This is a genomic window from Mesorhizobium sp. M7D.F.Ca.US.004.03.1.1 (assembly GCF_003998635.1).
Lineage (GTDB): Bacteria > Pseudomonadota > Alphaproteobacteria > Rhizobiales > Rhizobiaceae > Mesorhizobium > Mesorhizobium loti.
The window spans coordinates 1-3864 of the sequence record NZ_RZQG01000581.1; the positions used below are offsets into that span (position 1 = coordinate 1).

General features: G+C 57.5%; 3 protein-coding genes and 1 pseudogene. 1 reads left to right on the plus strand and 3 read right to left on the minus strand.

Translation table 11 applies throughout. From position 1 onward, the window contains the following. Window positions 1–89 precede the first annotated feature (89 nt). Together rpoN and EN935_RS25775 are read right to left on the minus strand one after the other, a co-directional pair. On the minus strand, window positions 90–1523 hold the full coding sequence (rpoN, locus tag EN935_RS25770) for an RNA polymerase factor sigma-54 (RefSeq protein ID WP_063169381.1): 1434 nt from the start codon (window positions 1521–1523) through the stop codon (window positions 90–92). A gap of 68 nt (window positions 1524–1591) precedes the next feature. Then, on the minus strand, window positions 1592–2125 hold the full coding sequence (locus EN935_RS25775; RefSeq protein WP_063169380.1) for a peroxiredoxin: 534 nt from the start codon (window positions 2123–2125) through the stop codon (window positions 1592–1594). A 1173-nt stretch (window positions 2126–3298) separates the two neighbouring features. On the opposite strand from EN935_RS25775, the gene EN935_RS25780 reads away from it, so the two are divergent. After that, window positions 3299–3571, plus strand: a complete 273-nt coding sequence (locus tag EN935_RS25780) for a hypothetical protein (RefSeq protein WP_199489650.1) — start codon at window positions 3299–3301, stop codon at window positions 3569–3571. A gap of 161 nt (window positions 3572–3732) precedes the next feature. Here EN935_RS25780 and EN935_RS25785 read toward each other — a convergent pair. Further along, a pseudogene (locus EN935_RS25785) lies at window positions 3733–3864 on the minus strand (IS481 family transposase); the annotation flags it as partial.

Sequence of the window (3864 nt, forward strand, 5' to 3'; positions counted from 1 at the left end):
GCACCCAGTTGCGGGGAATGCCATGACTTCGAAAGCTGCTTCGGCCCGGAGGAAGTTGAGAGTCGCCTCTCGCCGACCACGAATGTCGGTTAGTCACTTCGCTTGATCGCAGCTGCGGACAAACGCTTATCGCGGCGCCGTCGTATGGAGGAAGGGATGTTCATCGCCTCGCGATATTTGGTGACGGTACGGCGAGCGACATCGATGCCGGTCTCCTTGAGTTGAGCAACGATGTCTTCGTCGGAATGTACCTTGTCGAGCGATTCTTCGGCTATGATTGCCTTGATCCGATGGCAGACAGCTTTGGCGGAGTGCGCATCGCCGCCCTCGCAGGATGCGATTGGCGCAGCGAAAAAATACTTCAGCTCGAACACCCCGCGCGGAGTCAACATGTACCTGTTCGAAGTCACCCGGCTTACCGTCGACTCGTGCATGCCGATCTCGTCAGCGACATTTTTGAGACAGAGAGGCCGCAGATGGGCGGCGCCGTGTGTAAAAAAGGCATCCTGCTGGCGCACGATTTCGGTCGCAACCTTAAGGATCGTCTTAGCGCGCTGCTTGAGACTGCTGATCAGCCAGTTCCCTTTTTCCTGGCAATTGTCGAGAAACGCTTTGCCTTCCGGATTTTGCTTGGTCAGCTGCGAGATTTCGGCGACATAGGTGTGGTTGATCAACACTTTGGGCAGCGTGGCCGGATCAAGCTCCACCCGCCATCCACCTTCGGACTTGGGCATTACCCAGACGTCCGGTACGATGGTTTCCGGCGTCCCGGACTGGAACCGGTCTCCAGGCTTGGGATCGAGCGCGCGGATTTCGTTCCTCATGTCGAGGAGATCCTCCTCGTCGACTCCGCAACGCTGCTTCAATCCCTGAAAATCCCCCCGTGCAAGCATCTCGAGATTGGCGACCAAAGCTGCCATAGCCGGGTCGAACCGGTCTTGCTGGCGCAGCTGAATCTCCAGGCATTCGCTGAGAGTTCGCGCAAAAATGCCCGGCGGATCAAATTGCTGCAAGATTCCGATGACCCGTTCCACATCAGCTTGCCGAACGTTTAACGTCCTGGCCAGATCGAAAAGGTTTACCTGAAGATAGCCAGTGTCCTCCAGATGAGCGGCGAGCTGTCCGGCAATCAGCCGCTCCTGGGGGGTGAACGGGTTGAGGGCGACCTGGCGGGCGACATGGTCGTGCAATGTTTCGGTGTGGGCGGTAAACTCCTCGACGGCAGGTCGATCGTTGCCGCTACTGCGTTGCGACTTCCATTGCCCGCGCCCGCCAGACGGCCCGCCAATGGGCGATTCGCCGATTTCGCTTCTGCTTTGACTGCTCCGCTGATCCACCCCTGGCAGCGGCGAATCGTCGTCAAACGGGTCAGGCTTCAAAACGGGGTTCTTCTCGAGTGCCTGCTGCACGAGCTGATGGAGTTCAGTATGCGTCAATCGCAGCAAGCGAATAGCTTCAATGGCTTGAGGCGATAAGACCATACGTTGCTTCTGGCGTTGAAGCAGGCTTGCTGAGAGATGCATGTTGAACCGTGATCTGCCGAGGAGGCTCTAGTGTGTGCTTGGGTTGTGTGAGACTTTCCACTTCTGGGTCATGCCGCCGCCTTCAATTTGTCGAGAACGTTTTGCGGGGATGAAACGCCATAGGGGTCCGTCTCGCAGTTGTCACAGAAGCCTTCCTCCTCGAACCACTGCTCCACCACGCCATCGTCGATCAGAGCGGCGTATCGCCAGGAGCGCATGCCAAAGCCCAGATTGTCCTTCGCGACCAGCATGCCCATTTTGCGCGTGAACTCGCCCGACCCGTCTGGGATCAGCTCGATCTTCTGCAGCCCCAAGGACTTTCCCCACGCATTCATGACGAAAGCATCGTTGACCGAGACGCAGTAGATCGCGTCAATTCGCAGTTCCAGAAATTGATCATAGAGTTTTTCGAAATCGGGCAGTTGGAAGGTCGAGCAGGTCGGGGTGAAGGCGCCAGGCAGCGAGAACAGGATGATGCGCTTGCCCCCGAAATAATCGTCGGAGGTCTTGTTCTCCCACTGATAAGGATTTGGCCCCCCGATCGACTCATCGCGAACACGCGTGCGAAAGGTCACGAGAGGAACGTTCTTTCTATAGGTCATTGATTTGCTTCCAGGCCAAAGTGGTACGGTGCATTTTTCGGTTAAACTGAAGCGGCATCGACTTCGGTCGACAGTTCCGGCAGCCTCGCGCCTTGGCGTGGTTGCCTCGGACCGGTCTTGTGCAAGACCGCCCCCGAGCAGGCACGTTTAACGGCGACGAGCTTCCGCGGAGACGGGGAATTTTGCTCGCGTGCTTTATCGAGCTTTGAGAGGTAGGCATGGTCTGCAACCGTGATTTTGACTGCGTTCTATCGACCGAGTCGCAAGCGCCATGCCAATTGACCCGATGCCTTGGGTTCACTTCGGTTTTTGCAGCAACTTTCGTGTTGTGCAGTAATGCCGGTCGATATTATTGCTCAAGCAGCACTGGAAATTGGGTGCGACTCCGTTCGGCAAACCCGGCCTTTGTCCGAAGCCGGACACGAATGTCGGAAATAGCCAAACGCCAGGATCTGGGGCGGGTTAAGAAACGTTGCCGTGGGCACCGGCTTCAGCACAATTGCGCCACGCGAGCATGGCTCCCAGCGTCAATGCCGTGCAGCAGCGAGACGAAGTCACTGCAGAATATCAACCTCTGCGAAGTCGTTGAAACCCAGCATGTGCGAGCCGTTCGAGGCGCAGATCAAGGCATGCTCGAGGAAGAGCTCGTGCTCTCGGCAGCAAGTGTTGCGACGTCTGACAAGGATCGTCGCGCTTCAAGGAAAAGAACCTGAATGGTGCACGGCTTGTGAAGGCCGGCGCATGGAAATGGCTGGGCTGATCATCCTCCATGAGGGTTGAATGAAGAGCTGGCCCCTATCTCCCTCAGCTGCAACGGGGGGAGATAGGGCATGTCCGTCTATCGCGCTGGGTAACATTCCTCGGTGATGCAATAAGGGGGAGCAATTTCTCATTTCGGCAGACACGACCCAGCTCTCCTTTCATGCGCTGATTCCCCCAGGGGAAATCGCGACTCCAGGCTTCCTATGCAGCGAATCGCGGTGCTGTCCGATGTCCGACAATGTCGGATGCGGATCGTAGCTGGGCTAGATCCGTCACTTTGCCTCGATGGTTTCCCACTGGCCTTATATCTGCTTCGCCCAAATGCGGCGACATAACCTGTGCGGCATCTGTGAATGGATCGACTTCAATCGAGACCTCGGAGGTCCCGATGCGCGAAGGGAGCTTGCCGATATGACGGCCACCATAGCGAACCACGGTCCGGACGACGAGGGGACTTGGATCGGCGGGCCTGCGGCGCTGGGACACCACCGCCTGGCAATCATCGATATCCAGGGCGGCCGCCAGCCGAGGATGCTCCAGGGGGATGGCCGACCTGACTTGGTGCTCGTCTACACGGGTGAGACTTACAACTACCGCGAGCTGCGTCAACAGCTGGCCGGCCTAGTCCATCGCATGAACACGAGCAGTGACACCGAGGTGGTGCTGCACCGCCCCCGCGAGTAGGGCTCTTCGGCGGGTACACTTTTTTCACGAAATCCGTGAATGTTTCTCGCGACATCATCCCGCAATCGGTGGTGCAGCGGGTGAAGAGCCCGTATCCGGCTATCCAGAATGCCGCCTACGACAAAATACTACGTACGCGGTTCACTGTGATGCTGGACGACCTAGTTGTGGAGCTTCAACAGGTTGTCCTCGATCAGGGCGAGGCGACTGATAGGCGTTTTTGACTTTAGGCTGCCATGTGGACGATGCCAATTGTATCTGTGCAGCCAGACAGGCAGTTCGGCGGCACGATG